The organism is Mycobacterium sp. 236(2023) (genome assembly GCF_029623955.1).
GTDB lineage: Bacteria > Actinomycetota > Actinomycetes > Mycobacteriales > Mycobacteriaceae > Mycobacterium.
In genome coordinates this window covers 257478-273062 of record NZ_JARSBP010000002.1, presented here as the reverse complement: position 1 = coordinate 273062, position 15585 = coordinate 257478, and the positions used below count along the sequence as shown (strand labels likewise).

At 66.8% G+C, this 15585-nt stretch carries 15 protein-coding genes and 1 pseudogene; 10 read left to right on the top strand and 6 right to left on the bottom strand.

Translation table 11 applies throughout. The features are described 5' to 3' along the window. Window positions 1-54: 54 nt before the first annotated feature. From P9A17_RS03830 to P9A17_RS03820, 3 genes are all read left to right on the top strand, one after another. A complete protein-coding gene (locus P9A17_RS03830) occupies window positions 55-651 on the top strand; it encodes a helix-turn-helix domain-containing protein (RefSeq protein ID WP_278037277.1) in 597 nt (198 codons plus the stop codon). A gap of 61 nt (window positions 652-712) precedes the next feature. Continuing rightward, the gene (locus P9A17_RS03825; RefSeq protein WP_278037276.1) at window positions 713-1660 is read left to right on the top strand and encodes a PDR/VanB family oxidoreductase; all 948 of its coding nucleotides are present in this window, start codon (window positions 713-715) and stop codon (window positions 1658-1660) included. After that, window positions 1657-2949 (top strand): amidohydrolase family protein, encoded by a 1293-nt coding sequence (locus P9A17_RS03820; protein WP_278037275.1) that lies wholly within the window; start codon window positions 1657-1659, stop codon window positions 2947-2949. Before P9A17_RS03825 ends, P9A17_RS03820 begins: the two co-directional genes overlap by 4 nt. A gap of 11 nt (window positions 2950-2960) precedes the next feature. On the opposite strand, the gene P9A17_RS03815 is transcribed toward P9A17_RS03820, so the two are convergent. Next, window positions 2961-3692, bottom strand: coding sequence for a hypothetical protein (locus P9A17_RS03815; protein WP_278037274.1), 732 nt, complete (start codon window positions 3690-3692; stop codon window positions 2961-2963). A 54-nt stretch (window positions 3693-3746) separates the two neighbouring features. Here P9A17_RS03815 and P9A17_RS03810 point away from each other — a divergent pair, with 54 nt between their 5' ends. Then, window positions 3747-4982 (top strand): alpha-hydroxy acid oxidase, encoded by a 1236-nt coding sequence (locus P9A17_RS03810; protein ID WP_278037273.1) that lies wholly within the window; start codon window positions 3747-3749, stop codon window positions 4980-4982. A gap of 1 nt (window position 4983) precedes the next feature. Here P9A17_RS03810 and P9A17_RS03805 read toward each other — a convergent pair whose 3' ends face one another. Then, the gene (locus tag P9A17_RS03805) at window positions 4984-7137 is read right to left on the bottom strand and encodes an EAL domain-containing protein (protein WP_278037272.1); all 2154 of its coding nucleotides are present in this window, start codon (window positions 7135-7137) and stop codon (window positions 4984-4986) included. Window positions 7138-7322: 185 nt separating this feature from the next. Next, window positions 7323-7745: pseudogene (locus P9A17_RS03800) on the bottom strand (organic hydroperoxide resistance protein). A gap of 232 nt (window positions 7746-7977) precedes the next feature. Here P9A17_RS03800 and P9A17_RS03795 point away from each other — a divergent pair. The 5 genes from P9A17_RS03795 (at window position 7978) to P9A17_RS03775 (ending at window position 11446) form a co-directional block, all read left to right on the top strand. Continuing rightward, entirely contained in the window at window positions 7978-9198 is a 1221-nt protein-coding gene (locus tag P9A17_RS03795) for an amidase domain-containing protein (protein WP_278037271.1), read from the top strand. A gap of 32 nt (window positions 9199-9230) precedes the next feature. Further along, the gene (locus tag P9A17_RS03790; RefSeq protein ID WP_278037270.1) at window positions 9231-9605 is read left to right on the top strand and encodes a hypothetical protein; all 375 of its coding nucleotides are present in this window, start codon (window positions 9231-9233) and stop codon (window positions 9603-9605) included. After that, entirely contained in the window at window positions 9602-9991 is a 390-nt protein-coding gene (locus P9A17_RS03785) for a hypothetical protein (RefSeq protein WP_278037269.1), read from the top strand. Before P9A17_RS03790 ends, P9A17_RS03785 begins: the two co-directional genes overlap by 4 nt. Beyond that, complete coding sequence (locus P9A17_RS03780) at window positions 9988-10314, top strand: hypothetical protein (protein WP_278037268.1); 327 nt, start codon at window positions 9988-9990, stop codon at window positions 10312-10314. The genes P9A17_RS03785 and P9A17_RS03780 overlap by 4 nt, the downstream gene beginning before the upstream one ends. A gap of 121 nt (window positions 10315-10435) precedes the next feature. Then, entirely contained in the window at window positions 10436-11446 is a 1011-nt protein-coding gene (locus tag P9A17_RS03775) for a TerC/Alx family metal homeostasis membrane protein (RefSeq protein WP_278038594.1), read from the top strand. Between the two features lie 75 nt (window positions 11447-11521). On the opposite strand, the gene P9A17_RS03770 is transcribed toward P9A17_RS03775, so the two are convergent. After that, window positions 11522-11926: a nitroreductase family deazaflavin-dependent oxidoreductase gene (locus P9A17_RS03770; RefSeq protein WP_278038593.1), complete on the bottom strand. Its 405-nt coding sequence runs from the start codon at window positions 11924-11926 to the stop codon at window positions 11522-11524. 72 nt (window positions 11927-11998) lie between these two features. Between P9A17_RS03770 and P9A17_RS03765 the strand changes: the two genes are divergently transcribed. Further along, entirely contained in the window at window positions 11999-12958 is a 960-nt protein-coding gene (locus tag P9A17_RS03765; protein WP_278037267.1) for an RNase H family protein, read from the top strand. On the opposite strand, the gene P9A17_RS03760 is transcribed toward P9A17_RS03765, so the two are convergent. Further along, window positions 12883-13380, bottom strand: coding sequence for a GyrI-like domain-containing protein (locus tag P9A17_RS03760; protein WP_278037266.1), 498 nt, complete (start codon window positions 13378-13380; stop codon window positions 12883-12885). The two genes, P9A17_RS03765 and P9A17_RS03760, sit on opposite strands and share 76 nt — an antisense overlap. Window positions 13381-13413: 33 nt before the next feature. Beyond that, window positions 13414-15162, bottom strand: a complete 1749-nt coding sequence (locus tag P9A17_RS03755; protein ID WP_278037265.1) for a VanW family protein — start codon at window positions 15160-15162, stop codon at window positions 13414-13416. Window positions 15163-15585 lie beyond the last annotated feature (423 nt).

The window sequence follows — 15585 nt, the reverse complement described above, 5'->3', positions numbered from 1 at the left end:
TTGCAGTTCGGTTAATTGAGGCTGCGTGCGTGTAACCATCGGCGGAGGGCAGACATGGCACTCGATCAGCCCGACGTGGCGCAGGTGTCGCTGGGCGCCGAGATCCGGCGGCGCCGCAAGCAGCACGGCCTGACGTTGGCGAATCTTGCTGCCCAGGCTGAAATTTCACATCCATTCCTTTCGCAACTCGAGCGCGGCTATGCGCGGCCGAGCATGACGACGTTGGAACGCATCGCCCGCGCACTGGAAACCACGCAGGTCAGCCTGATGCTCGCGGCCAACCCCAGCGGCGCGAGGAGCGCACCGGCCGCCGTTCCCGACGGCGCGCATCTGGTCCGTTCCGACGAGGGCGTCACCCTTCCCCAGGAGGGCGACACGATCGGCTACGCGCGTCTGCTCGTCGGCGGCGAGGCCGCGTTCTTCCCGCAGGAGCAGGTGCTGAGCAGGCGTGAGTACGCCGGCTACTTCCAGCATCCGCAGGACGAATGGGTGTACGTCGTGACGGGTGACATTGAAGTCGACCTCGGCGACGGCAGTTTCGTCGAATTGCGGACCGGCGACAGCCTTTATTACGCTGGCGGCATTCCTCACCGGTGGAGACTGGTCGGGCCCGACATCGCGAAGGTGATCGTGGTCCAGGCGGGCCACTAGAGGCGGTTCCCGTGGCTGGGGCCCGGCGGAGATCAACATCGCCCGTACGAGGAGATCTCCGATGTCATTGGCATCCCAGCCGATTCGCGTTCACATCGTGGGGCGGCGCACAGTCGCCGACCGCATCGACGAGTTCGTCCTGGCCTCCGCCACCGGCGAATCGCTGCCGTCGTGGTCGCCGGGATCGCACATCGACCTGACGACGCCGGCAGGTCCGGTCCGCCAGTATTCGCTCTGCCCCGCCGATGCCGGCACCTACCGGATCGCCGTCGAGCGCCGCACCGACAGCCGCGGTGGCTCGGTGTCGGCCCACGCCGACCTTGCCGTCGGCGACGAGACGTCAATCAGCGCACCGCGCAATCACTTTGCACTGACCCGTGCCCTCGCCTACGTGTTCGTCGCCGGTGGCATCGGCATCACGCCGATCGTTTCCCTCATCGGCGAGGCCGAGCGGGCGGGCCGGCCGTGGCGGCTCATCTACGTCGGGCGGACGCGCGAGGAGATGGCGTACGGCGCCGAGCTCACTGGGGCGCACCCCGATCACGTGACGGTCCACGAGTCACGCCGGTCGGGACGGCTCAACCTCGCCGACGAACTCTCGGATCTACCGCGGGGCACGGCGGTCTACGCCTGCGGGCCGCCGACGATGCTCGACGCTGTCGCCGACGCGTGCGCACCGCAGGCCGCCGTCGACTCGTTCACCGAGCGCTTCACCGCCGCTGTGCAGTCCGACGTGCCGAACCTGGAGTTCGAACTGTCACTGGCCTTCTCGGGTCTGACGGTGACCGTTCCCGACGATCGCACCATCCTCGATGTCCTCGACGCACGTGGCGTCGTGGCTCCTGCGTCGTGCCGCGAAGGGATGTGTGGGACCTGCGAGACGGGCGTCGTCAGCGGTGAAGTGGACCATCGCGATGCGATCCTGTCCCCCGAGGAGCGCTCGGAGAACGAGTCGATGATGATCTGTGTCTCCCGGTGCACGAGCGGACGGCTGGTTCTCGAGCTGTGACCGCGACCGTCCTCTCGGGCGCCGAGACGGTCATGGTCGATGCCGACACGGCGAGCGACACCGTCGTCGTCGTGGGCGGCCGCATCGCCTCGACGGCACCCCCTGACGCCGAGGTCGTCGACGTCTCCGGCTGCGTCGTGACGCCCGGCCTCGTGAACGCGCACCATCACCTGCTGCAGAGCGCATTTCGGTCCACGGCCGACACCCGGTTCCTGCCGATGAAGGACTGGCTTGCGCGAATGGCGCAGCGCTACAAGGACATGCGGGTCGATGCGGTGTTGGCCGAGGCGGCCGCCGCGGTCGGTCTGGCCGAGTCGCTGTTGTGTGGCGTGACGACGGTGGCCGATCATCATTTGACGTGGCCGCCCGACCAGGATCCGATTGCTCTGGCCGGAGCCACCGTTGGCGCGGCGCGCCGGCTGGGAGCGCGGCTCGTCTTCGTGCGCGGGTCCGCAGGCAATGATCCTGACGTGGCGGTGAAGTCGGTGGAGGACATCCACGCCGCGCATCTGCCGGACGCACGGGACGGCGTCTCGGCCGACGGCATGGTCCAGCTGGCCGTCGGCCCTGCCGGCGTCCACTCCGACGGGCCGGATATGTTCGCAGCGCTCGCCGACGTCGCGGCGCGGTTCGGGCTTCGCCGCAGAACGCAGGCCAACGAGCAGGTCGACGTCGAGATCGCGGTCGACCGATACGGCAACAGGCCGCTGGCGCTTCTCGACGCATGGGGGTGGCTCGACGCGGACGTGACTCTCGCCCACCTGTGCGACGTCACCGAGGAAGAGATCGAGCTCGTCGCAGGGTCCGGCGCGACGGTGACCCACGCTCCCGGCTGCGACGTGCCGATGGGGTGGGGCGTGGCGCGCGTGGCCGCACTGCAGAAGTCCGGTGTCCGTGTGGGTTTGGGCACGAGCGGCGGCGGGAGCAACGACGGCGGGCATCTGCTCGCGGATGCTCGGCTCGCGATGCAGGTGTCGGGCCTGATCGGTGAGCCGATGTCGGCGCGAGAGTTTCTTGCGATTGCCACCGAGGGTTCCGCGTTCGGGTTGGGGCGGGCCGAGCTGGGACACCTTCGGGTCGGTGCCGCGGCGGACCTGTGCGTCTGGGACTGCTCGGACGTGTTCGACGCCGGAGCGCCGGATGCCCTCGACGGCCTCTTGTGGACCGCGCCGGGTAGGCGCCCGCGCGACGTGATGGTGAACGGCCGCTGGGTGGTCCGCGACGGCGGGCTCGTGTCGGCAGATTCGCGCGAGATCGCCGCCGACCTGCGGGCAGTGCTGGCCCGCTGATCCGCCGTCGCCTAGGGAAGTTGTCGGGCGACCCACTGCACGAGGGGCCTGCTCGCCGGCCACGAATCCGACTCAGCCGGAAAGACGTTCTGCGCGATGCCGTGCTCGATCATGGCCCGGGCATCGGCCAGCGGCATGTCCCCGAAGCTGATGTCAGCATCGGTGTTCTGTTGCTCGGCAACGGACACGACGTTGTCGATGGTGTTCGGCACGAAGAACGCGTCCTTCACCTCGGACCCCTTGGTGTGGTCGATCAGTACACAGCACGTCAGCTCACCGGCGCCCGCCAACCGAACGCCGAGGATGATCTCGTCGCCCTCGCCGTCGCCGTCCGTCATCCGCACCGCGCGGTAGACATCGACGCTGCCGAGCTCTTCGATCCACTGCGGCAATGCGTCACGACGGGCCGCGACCTCGCGCCGGCACCGTTCGTCGTCGAGAAACTCGGCGAGCACGGCCAGCAGCGCGGTCGTCTCCGGAATCGGGTGGCCGGCGAAGCTGCCGATCATCGTGCCCAGGTCGACCGACTCCCGCTCCGATCCGTCGGCCACGAACGTCAGCGGCGCAGGCTTGGTGGCTTCGATCAGCGTGCTGACCAGGCCGAGCAGATCGATGGGTTGCCCCGTCGCCAGGGCGGCCCGCACCTCGTCGACCAGCGGGGCCTCCTCGGCTTCGCGAGGCCTGGACCGCCGCGCATCGCGCCGCTCCTGCTTGGCCTTGCGGCGCCTGCGTCCGTCGCTCATGCCGAGCACGCTACGCCCGTGGATTGATCGCGAGCGGTCTGGAAGCATGGGCTGATGAAACGTCGCGTCCCCCGCGTCAAGGACCTCGCGCCGCTGATGCAGTTCAAGAAGCCCGAGTTCAACGCTCGGACGCGCAGACTGGAGCGCGCGCTGACGATCGAGGATCTGCGTACGATCGCCAAGCGGCGTACCCCGAAGGCCGCGTTCGACTACACCGACGGCTCGGCCGAGGCGGAACTGTCGCTGGCGCGGGCCCGGCAGGCGTTCCAGGACATCGAGTTCCACCCGGCGATCCTGCGCGACGTGTCCAAGGTCGACACCAGCTGCACCATCCTGGGCGGCCGGTCGGAGTTGCCGTTCGGTATCGCGCCCACCGGGTTCACCCGGATGATGCAGACCGAGGGTGAGTATGCCGGCGCTCACGCCGCCGCGCGGGCCGGGATCCCGTTCTCGCTGTCAACCATGGGCACCGCGTCCATCGAGGACGTCAAAGCCGCCAATCCGCACGGCCGCAACTGGTTTCAGTTGTACATGTGGAAGGACCGGGACAGGTCGATGGCGCTCGTGGAGCGGGCAGCGGCCGCGGGCTTCGACACGATGCTGGTGACGGTCGACGTGCCGGTCGCCGGGGCGCGGTTGCGGGACAAGCGCAACGGCATGTCCATTCCGCCCGCGCTGACCGCGAAGACGGTCCTCAACGCAATTCCGCGTCCAAAGTGGTGGATCGACTTCCTGACCACCGAGCCGCTGGCGTTCGCGTCGCTGGACCGGTGGTCGGGCACCGTGGCCGAGCTGTTGGACACGATGTTCGACCCGACGGTGACGTTCGACGATCTGGCGTGGATCAAGTCGCAGTGGCCGGGCAAGCTGGTCGTCAAGGGCATTCAGACCGTCGAGGATGCCGTCGCGGTGACCGACCTCGGTGTGGACGGCATGATCCTGTCCAACCATGGTGGCCGCCAACTGGATCGGGCCCCGATCCCGTTCCACCTGCTGCCCGATGTCGTCAAAGCCGTCGGGGATCGCACGGAGGTGATCCTCGACACCGGCATCATGTCGGGCGCCGACATCGTCGCGTCGATCGCGCTCGGCGCCCGCTTCACCCTCGTCGGCCGCGCGTACCTGTACGGCCTGATGGCCGGCGGGGAGGCTGGTGTGGACCGGGCTATCACGATCCTCACCGAACAGATCACGCGCACCATGCGGCTGCTCGGCGTCGCGTCCCTGGATCAGCTGCAGCCGGGGCACGTCACCCAACTCGAGCGCCTGGTCCCCCGCGCCCGGAGCTGACTCACGCGCGTCGAGGGAGGCGGCCCGGTCGCCGCTTGACGGAGCGGCCCTGCCGCCGCCGCTGGTCGTACATGTCCTGGTCGGCACGGTCGAGCACGGAGTCGATGGAGCGGCCGTCGCCGGGTCGGTTCGACGCGGAGCCGATGGTGAGCACCACGGGGACCACGGTCCCGTCGGGCAACGTGATCGGCACGCTGTCCAGTTCGTCGTTGATCCGGCGGGCCAGCACCGCCAGCCCGTGTTCCTCGAAAGAGCTTGTGACAACCAGGAATTCGTCACCTCCCCAGCGGGCCACCAGGTCGTCCTCCCCCACCGCGGCCAACAGGCGGCCGGCCACCGCGACCAGCAGGCGGTCACCGGCATGGTGGCCACTGCGGTCGTTGACGGCCTTGAAACGCTCGATGTCGCAGAACAGGACGCCGTAACCCTCGCCGGCGGCGTCGAGTTGCTCCAGGTGCTGCCACGCGGCTGACCTGTTGGCGATGGAGGTGAGTTGGTCGGTATTCGCCTGGCGGGCCAGGTCGGCCTCGCGGGCGCGCTCCGCGGTGACGTCCACGATCTGAGAGACGAAGCACTGGGGCCGGTCCCGTGGAGCGTGCACGAGCACCACGGTGAGAGCGCCCCAGACGACGTGGCCGTCGGCGGCGATGTAACGCTTGTCCATGCGGTATGACCGTCGCCGCCCGGCGAGACACTCGTTGACCAGCGCGAGGTCCAGATCGAGATCGTCGGGGTGGGTGAGGTCCTGAAATGTCAACTTTTCCAGTGCTTTTCGGCTATATCCGAGCATGGTCCGCAACGCGCGGTTGGTGCGCAGGAAAGTGCCGTCCAGGCCGACGACGCACATGCCGATCGGCGAGTGCGACAGGGCGAGCTCGAATCGGCGCTCCCCCAAGAGATCCACCGTCGCGGGTTGCAGCGGATCAGACGGCGCGGCAACGACCTCGGCGGGCGGGAATCCGTGCTGGAACGGTTTGGGACGACTGAGGAAATAGCCCTGCGCCAGGGTGATTCCCGCGGCGCTGACGGCGTCGAGTTCGCCCTGGGTTTCCACGCCTTCAGCGATGACGGTGGCGCCGATCTGGCCGGCGAACTCGGCGATGGCCTGTGCGAGCCTGCGGCGGGCGTCGTCGTTGTCGATGTTGCGGGTGATCGACTGGTCGATCTTGACGAACTCCGGCCCCAGTTCGAGCACGTGAGAAAACGATGCGAAGCCGGCGCCGACGTCGTCGACGGCGACACGCATGCCGTGCGATCGGCACTGCTCCATGACGTCGTCGAGCGCTTCGTAATCGGGCACAGCGCTGTGCTCGGTGATTTCGAGGACGATGCGCGACCGGTCCACCCCTTCCAGGAGCCTGTCCCACGGGGCGACCAGCGCGGCAGCCGGCGAGACGTTGATCGCGACGAACGCCTCAGCAGGAAGGTGGACCATCTTCGCCGCGACGCGGGCCACGATCGAATGTTCCAGTTCGATGCCCAAACCCAGCGCGGCAGCCTGCTGGAAGAAGGCGTCGGGCCGGTACGGCTCACAGGAGAACCGGGCCAGCGCTTCGACACCCACCACCTTGCCGGTCGCGATGTCGTGGACGGACTGGAAGTTCACTTCGAAGTCTTGTTCGGCCACCACCCGGCGGATCGCTGCGCGTTGCTCGGCGCTGCGGTTCGGCCCGCCGGTGGGCGGGGTGATGAGCGTGCTGACCAAGTCGGCGACCTGTTTGACGAGCAGCAGATCGTCGTCGTTGAGACCCGGTTTCGGGCTTCGGCCGATGACGGCCGCCATCCCCGCCGGGGCTCCGTCCGGGCCGTTGATGGGGGCACCGACGTAGGATCCGACCCCGACCTCACTGGTGATCGGCAGTGCCGCAGTGGTCTGGTTGAGCGACGTGTCGGGAATGACCGGGGGAAGGCGCCCGTCGATGACCCGGACGCAATACGACTCCGATACCGAGAGTTCGCGATCGGGGAGGGGGTTCCATTCGTCGAGGTTGCTGACGAATTCGTCGATGACGTAGACGCCGTCGTGGAATGAGGCCACCCAGGCGTAATCGAGGTCCAGCCGTCGACGGACGAAGCTCAGCAACGTTCGAATCAGCGCAGCAGGTGTCTCCGATTTGCTCTCGTCGAGGTCGCCGCCCACCCCCTCAGTGCGCATAGCAAAGAATAATAAACCCGTGCAGGCGCAGAACCCGGCCCATTCGTCCTCGAATGACAATGAGAAATGACTGAACCAAACTGCGTTTCAGCCTGCGCCAATTGTGCTAACGCCCAAGAGCGGTTTGTTGCTTAGGAAATGAAACAGGCTGCCACTTCGTAGCTCGGCCAGGCAAAGACGCGATGTCAGTCGTCGGTGACGGTGAGTGTCACGTCGATGTTGCCGCGGGTGGCGTTGGAGTAGGGGCAGACCTGATGCGCGGCTTCGGCGAGCTGGAGCGCGGTGTCGTGGTCGACGTTGGGCAGGGTGATCTCGAGTTCGACGGCGAGGCCGAAGGCCCCGTTGTCCAGGGAGCCGAGAACGACCTTGGCGCCGACGGCGGAGTCGGAGACGTCGGCCTTCTGCTGGCGGGCGACGAGCCGCAGCGCGGAGTGGAAGCAGGCGGCGTAGCCGACGGCGAAGAGCTGCTCGGGATTGGTCCCTTCGCCGGATCCGCCCATTTCCTTCGGAATGCTCAGTGCGACATCGACTTTGCCGTCCGAGGTGACACCGTGCCCGTCGCGGCCCTATCCGGTGGCGAGGGCTTCGGCGGTGTAGAGCGCGTTCATGCGTTTCCTTTCGGTTGGTCCACGGAGTCGAGGAGCTGATCGTCGCTGTGGGCGACAGGCAGGCGGTCTATAGTAGTGAACAATTAAATTGTGCGCAATTGGTATTAGTGCGCAGAAGGCCGGTGCGGCTGTTCTAGGCTGGGTTGGCCATGTCGTGGACAACCAGGGGAACCAGGTGGTGAGCTTTGCCGATCTCCGCTCAGCCCAACCGCACCTATGGCACGAGGCGGGTGTGGATCTGCGGAGCGCGTCGCTTCTTCACGACGACACCTGCGATGAGATCCACGCCAATGGTGTGCGGGCACTCGAGGACAACTGGGCGGACGCGGTCGGCGACCTCGCCAAGGGCGAGCTGACGAAGCTGGCCGACAAGTTCCGCGTAATGGGGGTCCTCGACAGCGGTGCCGCGTCAGCGATGGACACGCTGGACGATGCGATCTTGGTCGCGCAGCGGGAAGTGAACGACGCCGTGTATGCCGCCGAGAGCAAGGGCTTGGAAGTGTCGGCCGACGGGCGTGTCAGCCTGCCCTCCGATACCACCGGTCATGACGTCGAACTCCTGGAGTGGCACCGCGACAACGCGCAGCGCATGATCGATGATGCCGTCGAGGCGGCAACGCAAGCTGACGAAGCAGGGCGCGCGGCGATCGAGGGCTTGAAAGTGGATCCCGACACGACGACGTCGGCCCGCGCCCTCGAACTACAGGCCGACGCGGTGCACGACGCGTTGTCGATGATGCGCAATCAGCTGCCCGACGGCCTGTCCCCCGAACAGCAGACCGCGTGGTGGAACAGCTTGACGCCGGAGATGCAGGAAGACTTCAAGAAGGCTGTGCCGCTCGATCTCTACAACCTGCCCGGGCTACCCGCATCGGTCAAGACAGAGCTGGAAGCCAGAGACCGGGGGTACAACGCCATGGAGACGTTGCAGTACGCACGAGATCAATGGGACGACACCGGATCCGACATCTTCCCCAACAATTGCGCGCACTTCGTCTCGCAGGCGTTGCATGCCGGCGGCCTCCCCTATAAGGGCAGCTCCACGATGGACGAGAACGGTTGGGGCCGAAGCGCTGCCGGCGAGTGGGAGTGGGACATGCCGGACAAAGATTACTGGCCTGAAGTGGAGGGCTTCACTCACAGCCGTTCGTGGTACAACGCCGACAGTCAGCAGGGCTTCCTCTTGAACAACGGAGGTGAATCAGTGGGTATCGCCAACGCCCGCCCCGGCGATGTCGTGTATTTCGACTACGCCGACGGCCCAGGCGGAAATGTCGACGGTGAAGCGCATCACGCAGCGGTGGTGACGGCGGTGCTCCCGGACGGCGAGGTCCTCTACACACAGCACACCGCCGGTGCCGAGAACTCCACCCTGACGGGCCGACTCCCCATGGTCGCACAGGATGAAGGCGCGCAGACGGTGACGGTAGTGCGTCCGAAGCAGACGTGGTAACTCCGTTGTCTCCCAGTCGCTTTCGTGATCCGTTGAGTGTCGGCCTGCTCGGCTTTCTCGCACTGCTGGTGGGCACTGCGGCGACTGCGGCGCTCGATCGGATCGACTCGTACCGGATGCAGGTCATCGGAGTGGCGCCGTGCACCAAACGCGCGCTGGGGTTCGAGCCCTTCGAGCCGATTCTCACATGGGTCTCGCTGGGCGGCCTTGGCGTGGCGTTGACGGTCGGCATCGGGGCGGTGGCGTTGTCGCGCAGTGCAGGTCGTCGCCTCGTCACGCCGGTTCTGTTGGTGGTGGTGTCGGCATTGATGCTAGCGCTGGCCGTTGTCTCCCACAGCAGCCCGTTCGACTTCGATGACAGCTCGCTGCCGATGTGCGGAGCAGCAGTAAGGCTTGGCGCCCTGTGAATCCCGTTGTGAGAACGGCGCTGTTGACCGCCGGCGCCCTGGCGGGGCTGGTCGCCGTGTGGTCACTCGCCGGTTTCGTCGGCACGATGGCCTATCGCGACGCGCAGATCGGTCAGCAAGCGTGCCTGGCTGAGGCGCCCTGGCCCGAAGGACTCTTCGGAAGCGGTGTCATCGCCATGGTCGTCACCGTGGTTACCGTCGCATTGTCACTGCTCGGGGGCACCAGTTTCGGCCGCACGGCGACGGTGTGGGCATCGGCGGCCTTTCTCGTGGTTACCGTGCCGTTGTTGGCGGCATCTGCCGTCATGCATTCGAGCGTCGAGAAGCCGCAGACGATGTCCCGCGACGCGTGCATCGGCGGCGACCGGGCGGAAGGCACCTCGTGACCGACGACATCCACATCCGTCCGGACGAAGTGAAGAGCTCCGGTGCTTTGATCGATGAGAAGGCAGAGGAGGCGCGTGCGCGTATCGCCACTCTCTACGACGCCGGGGTTCCCGCGCGCGACGGAAACCGTGGCTTCACCACGGGACCGGCGCTCGTCGCCTACGTCGACGCCATGCGGGCGGAGGCGCTCAACGCGGTACAACGTCTCCAAGACACCGGTCGCGAGATCGTCGCAACCGCCCAGGACATCGCCAGTACGGACGAGAAGAACGCCGAGGCGGTCAGCCGGATCGCGACGGCGCTCGACGTGCCCGATGGGTGATACGTGCACGGCATTCACTCATTTGCGCTGGTCATAGCCCTGTACCTCGCGACACAGGCGGTTCCCTGAAAGTCGCCTGGCAGACTTGGTGGCAACCGAGACCTGGAGGTGGGACGCACACATGCTCGACATCAGCCCCGTGACGTGGGGTGTGACGATCGGCATCATCATCGCGCTGCTGGCGGTGGACCTTCTCCTGGCGGCGCTGCGCCCACATAAGGTCGGCTTCAAAGAGGCCACCGCGTGGTCGATGTTCTACATCCTGGTCGCCGTCGCGTTCGGGGTGTGGTTCGCGACGGCTTACGGCGGCGACGCCGGCACCGAGTACTTCGCCGGCTACATCGTCGAGAAGAGTTTGTCCGTCGACAACCTGTTCGTGTTCGTCATCATCATGGCGACGTTCGCCGTCCCCGAAGAGCACCAGCACAAGGTATTGACGTTCGGCATCATCCTCGCCCTGATCATGCGTGCGATCTTCATCGTGGTCGGCGCGACGCTGCTGTCGATGTTCTCGTTCATGTTCCTGCTCTTCGGACTGTTGTTGATCTACACGGCAATTCAGCTGTTCCGGCACCGCGACGAGGATCCCGACGTCGAGAACAACGTGATGGTGCGCGCGACCCGCAAGTTTCTGCCGATTACCGACGACTACGACGGCGGCAAGCTGCTCACCCGGCAGAACGGCCGCCGGATGGTGACACCGCTGCTGGCGGTGCTGATCGCGATCGGCAGCGTGGATCTGCTGTTCGCGCTGGACTCGATCCCTGCTGTGTTCGGCATCACCAGCGAGCCGTTCATCGTGTTCGCCGCCAATGCCTTTGCGCTGCTGGGGCTTCGGGCGTTGTTCTTCCTCGTCAAGGGCTTGCTGGACCGGCTGGTGTACCTGTCGACGGGGCTGTCGATCATCCTCGCGTTCATCGGCGTCAAGCTGGTGCTGCACTGGGGTCACGTCGACATCAACCCCAGCATCCCGGAGATCAACACCTACCTGAGCCTGGTGATCATCGTCGTAATCCTGGCGGTGGTGACGGTCGCGAGCCTGATCAAGACACGGCGCGATCCGTCGGCCAAGGCACATCCGGGATCGCTGCGGGCCAGCAAGCGCCGGGAGGAGACCGACCCCTCACGTTGAGACTGCAGCCACGGCGCGGCGCACTCGCACATTCGCGCCGTCAGCGCAGCCTCAATCGCGTGTCACCTATGACCGTCAGCGGCGGGTGAGCGCGATGACCGGGATGACCCGCGACGTCTTCTGTTCGTACTCGGCGAACCCCGGATAGCGCTGCGCCTGAAGGGCGTACTTCCGGTCGCGCTCCTCGCGGTCGAGTTCGGTGGCGCGCACGTCGAGGACGTCGTCGCCGACCTCGATGCGGACGTCGGGGTGGGCCTTGAGGTTCCAGTACCAGGCGGGGTTGTCGTCGGCGCCCGCTTTGGAGGCGAAGATCAGGTATCGGTCGTCGTCGGCCAGATACATCATGATGTTGGTCCGCGGCTCACCGCTTTTCGCACCGGTGCTGTGCAGGATCAGGAGCGGGGCTCCCTCGAACTGACCACCCACGCGGCCGTGGTTGGCCCGGAACTCAGCGATGTTGCGTTCGTTGAAGTCGCCGATCAGATTCTCTCCTCGCGGACGTGTCAGACCCTCGCTTTACAGTCTGGCTCACCATCTTGGGAGGAGACGGATATGGCACCGAAACCTGTGGCCACGGCACGGCCGGTCGACGTCGTGGCGCCGCGGTCGCGTCCGGCGATGACGGTGGCGGTCGCCGTCGCCAGCCGCGGCAGGTCCGTGTTCGCATACTCGGCGTGCTCGGCCGGCCAGCGCTGGTCGGGGACCGTCGAGGCCGAGTCGGCCGATACGGCTGTGCTGGATGCCATCAACCGCGTCCGCGAAGCATCCGACGTCGAACGGATCAAGTTCCTCGTCGCGCTGCCGACACGCAGTACGCTATGGGCGCTACGCGACGAGGTGGCGCTGCTGATGCCCGGGGTGTGGATCGAGCGGCCGAGGTTCTCCGACGAGGCACTGGTTCATCGAGCCCATGCCGTTCTGCGTGAGGTGCAGGCGCCGGTGTGCGTCGCGACGGACGGGTCGGTGCGGGGCAAGATCACGGGCTACGGGTGGCTGGCCTCAACGGGTGAGTATGGGCTGCAAGGCTTTCGGCATTCAGTCCGGCTGATCGGCCCGCAGGTGGTGCTCGTCGCCGAGCTGCGGGCGATCGCTGCCGCGGTGCAGCATCTCCGTGGCCGCGACATCACGGTGCTGTGCGACAGCACGCTCGCGGTGGCGATGGTGAAGCGGTGGATGGCCGGCGAGGACGTGCTGCCGGAGGGTTACTCGGCCTATCGCCAGAGCGGCAAGACGCCGGGGCTGGTGCGGGCGCGGCAGATGATCTTCGAGGAACGCGACCGGATCACGCCGGTATGGGTGAAGGGCCATCAGGGCGAGCCTCTCAACGAGGGCGCCGACGCGCTGGCCCGGTTGGCGTCACGATTTGCGTTGGGCGACAGCATGCTTGACGGTCCCGAGTACCACCGCCGCTCCGCCGATTTGGCAGAGACGTTCTCTCATTCCGCCAATTTGAACGCCAACACCGTCACCCAGTTCGCCGGATCGGGTTCGGTCGCGGGCCCATTATCGTAGACCTCGACGCGGCCGGCCCATTCCTCGCCGCGGTCGGTCGGCGTCGAATCCCACTGCAGGCCTTGCTCTGCGCCCCAGGACAGTAGTCGGTCCGTCGCGTCCATCAGTCCGTCGAAGTGGCCGCGGTGAGTGGCCACGGCGTAGCGCCCGCCGGGCAACGTGTCGGTCGTGACGGCTACGTCGGCGGGCAGCGGCGCGTCGATCGGCACGCACGCCTCGATGCGGAGTTCGCGGTCCATGTCGATGACGCGGTAGCGCAGGAAGGGCGCGCCGGTGGGCTCGAGGCCGTGCTTGGCGACGGCATCGAACACCTCGGGGAAACGGTCGGCGATCGCGCTGACCTGGTCCATGGTGACGGCGCCGCCGATCGACGCGTAGAGCTGGGGTGCGCGGTTCTCGATGGCCGGTTGTTCAGTCGTCATGTCTGTACCGACCGTGTCGGCGCCCGAAACTCATCAGGCGCCGCAGACGACCTTCGGTATCGGGTCGTAGCGCACGGTGTGTGACTCCGTCCGCTCCTGCCCGGTGGCGATGTCGCGCAACGTGCGGGTGTCGGTGATCGTGAAGCCCGGCGAACCGCTGCTAGCACTGCACGACTCCCCGTCAGGGATCGTGATGGTCTGCGGGCTGGTCGGCGCCGACCGCGGACTCTGCGCGGACGACACGTCGTAACGCTTGATCCCGACCAGCCGGACCGTCACGGATCCCGACGTCCAGACGGTCTGGATCTGCACCGGGGTTTTGCCGTCGTTGCGGAACTTCACGTCGATGACGTCGCCGGAGACCGTCGCCTCCCGGCCCGCCGGATACCGGCTGATGTAGTAGCTGTGTTCTTGGTGCTCAACGAGTTCCATGCCGGCGAAGTACGCGGCATTGAACAGCGTGGTGGCCACCTGGGAGACACCGCCGCCGACGCCGCGGTCCGGTCGGCCGTGCATGATGATGCCGGCTTCGACGTAGCCGTTGGCGGCGTTGCGCGGGTTGGTGGCGCCGTTGAGGCTGAAGGTCTCCCCCGGTGCGACGACGAGTCCGTCGATCGCTCCGGCGGCGCGTTTGATGTTGACGCCGGAGTCGCCCGAGAAGCCCGATGTCTGGAATTCGCCGATGACCTCGACGGGCCCGAGCGCGTCGATGTCCTCGGTGGTGAATTCCGCAGGCTCGTCGACGTAGACGGCGGAGATCTCGCGGTCGTCGGTGCTCGTGAGCGCGTCCATCAGGTCGGTGAGGGATTCGTCGTAGTCGATGCGGCGGCCGTCCTGCGACGGGACTTTCGCCGGTGGTGAGACGGCAAAGTCGATGGTGGCTTCGCGCCTCGGAGTCTCGGACGCGGCTAATTGGGGTCGAGCGGCGTCGGCGATGGCGGTCTCGCCGACGGTCGCCGTGATGTCGCTGTCCTCGACGTTGAAGGTCAGGGCGGTGGCGATGACGTCCTCGGAGATGACGGCCTGGGCGTCGTCGTCGCCGTTGATGATCAGCGGTGCGGAGACGGCCGGGGTGGCGATATCGTCGATGGCGGCTTGGACATCGGAAGTTGTTGTGCTGGGCTGAAGTTCGAGGACGGGGAGCTCGACGGCGGCGCCGGCGGCCCAGTTGCGTTTGAGGAGTTCTGCGGAGGCATCGACGTCGAGTTCGCGGCCGTTCTCCGGGTCGACGGCGACGGGTTCGCGCCCGTCGAACCGGACCGTCCCTTCGACGGGATCTTTGGCGATGGTGGTGCCGAGTTGGTCGAGGGCGGCGGTGAGTGCCGTGTTGTCGGCGGTGGAGACGACGCCGATTTCGCGGCTGCTGAACAGTGACGTCAGGCGGGTGATCGGGTTGAGGGGCTGGGTGCCGGCTTGGGCGACGGTGGCGGCCCAGTCGACGGACAGGCCGGTCGCGGCCGGGTCGATCTCGGCCTGTTCGCCGGCAAGGGTGACGGACACCGGCCGGGTCGCGCGGGGTGTGACGGCAGTGCGGAGGCGGCTCTCGGCATCGCCGAGAGCCATGCCGCCGATGGGAACGCCGGCGGCGGTGACACCGCGGGGGACGCGGTCGGAGCTCAAGAGCAGGTCCCCGAGGTAGAGGGTCGCGAGGATCGCGAAGGGGGCGGCGATGAGGAACCACAGGCGGCGGAATCGGGCGGGCTTGGAGTGCCTGCCGCCGGGGATGACCTGGGGGTGCGCTTTACCGCCCGGCGTCCCGGTGGGGTGCCCTTCGAGCGGCATCGACGTGGTACCTCGCTGGCGTGTCCGGCGCGTCAGCAAACACGCCGTAAGCCAGCTTATCGACTGGAGAAGATTCGTGCCGTGGGGCGATTACGAGCGACGGCGCCCGTTACCGATCTTGCAGTCAGCATCATCGCCCTTTGATGACAACCGCCCGCACCAGAGAGACTGATGGCAAGCGAAGCTCGAAGTACGCGTCAAAGCTAGTTATTGGTCGGCGGTGGCGGCTCGAAGGGGTTGTACCACTTCCAGTCGGCGCGTTCGGCGAGCGGTCCTCGGCATGGCTTGACCGCAGGAGCAGGAGTGGTCGGCGGCCGGGCCAGCGGTCCATGGGGCAGGACGTCGCCGTCGCTGTCCGCGACCGATTACGTCTCATACCGAAAACCCCTGCAACACAAGGTAAACCGTGGACCGCTGTAGAGA

Excerpts from the sequence above, each read along its gene's own strand:
- P9A17_RS03830 (WP_278037277.1), top strand. The coding sequence starts at position 55 with ATGGCACTCGATCAGCCCGACGTGGCGCAGGTGTCGCTGGGCGCCGAG.
- P9A17_RS03825 (WP_278037276.1), top strand. The coding sequence starts at position 713 with ATGTCATTGGCATCCCAGCCGATTCGCGTTCACATCGTGGGGCGGCGC.
- P9A17_RS03815 (WP_278037274.1), bottom strand. The coding sequence starts at position 3,692 with ATGAGCGACGGACGCAGGCGCCGCAAGGCCAAGCAGGAGCGGCGCGAT.
- P9A17_RS03810 (WP_278037273.1), top strand. The coding sequence starts at position 3,747 with ATGAAACGTCGCGTCCCCCGCGTCAAGGACCTCGCGCCGCTGATGCAG.
- P9A17_RS03805 (WP_278037272.1), bottom strand. The coding sequence starts at position 7,137 with ATGCGCACTGAGGGGGTGGGCGGCGACCTCGACGAGAGCAAATCGGAG.
- P9A17_RS03775 (WP_278038594.1), top strand. The coding sequence starts at position 10,436 with ATGCTCGACATCAGCCCCGTGACGTGGGGTGTGACGATCGGCATCATC.
- P9A17_RS03765 (WP_278037267.1), top strand. The coding sequence starts at position 11,999 with ATGGCACCGAAACCTGTGGCCACGGCACGGCCGGTCGACGTCGTGGCG.
- P9A17_RS03760 (WP_278037266.1), bottom strand. The coding sequence starts at position 13,380 with ATGACGACTGAACAACCGGCCATCGAGAACCGCGCACCCCAGCTCTAC.
- P9A17_RS03755 (WP_278037265.1), bottom strand. The coding sequence starts at position 15,162 with ATGCCGCTCGAAGGGCACCCCACCGGGACGCCGGGCGGTAAAGCGCAC.